Here is a 504-nt window from a genome sequence, read left to right as displayed (position 1 = left end):
ATTCGGCGATGCCGCCGCGATCGAGACCGAGCGCGCGAAGCTCGAAGCGGCAAGCGGTACCAAGGCGCTGTACGATGCCGCCGACATGACCAAGCCCGAGGAAATCGCAGCGATGGTCAAGCGCTGCCATGAGGAATTGGGCGGCCCCGACATCATCGTCAACAATGCCGGCATCCAGCACCGCAAGCCGCTGGTGGAATTCACCACCGACGAATGGCGCAAGGTGATCGAGACCAACCTCACCAGCGCCTTCGTGATCGGCCGCGAGGCGGCAAGGCGCATGATCCCGCGCAAGCACCGCAAGTTCATCAATATCGGCTCGCTGGGCAGCGAGCTGGCGCGCCCGACCATCGCGCCCTACACCGCGGCCAAGGGCGGCATCAAGAACCTGACGCGCTCGATGGCGGTGGAATGGGCCCAGCACGGCATCAACGCCAACGCCATCGGCCCCGGCTACATGCTGACCGACATGAACGAGGCGCTGGTCAACAATACCGAGTTCAA

General features: G+C 64.1%; 1 protein-coding gene. It reads left to right on the top strand.

Going from position 1 to position 504, the window contains the following annotated elements; all coding sequences use genetic code 11:
* The coding region (locus AACY08_RS28860) for an SDR family NAD(P)-dependent oxidoreductase (RefSeq protein ID WP_339472497.1) at positions 1 to 504 on the top strand (504 nt) is incomplete at both ends.

Source organism: Pseudomonas sp. EL_65y_Pfl1_R83 (assembly GCF_963970695.1).
GTDB classification, from domain to species: Bacteria; Pseudomonadota; Gammaproteobacteria; order Pseudomonadales; family Pseudomonadaceae; genus Aquipseudomonas; species Aquipseudomonas tritici.
This window is presented reverse-complemented; position numbering and strand designations above follow the sequence as displayed.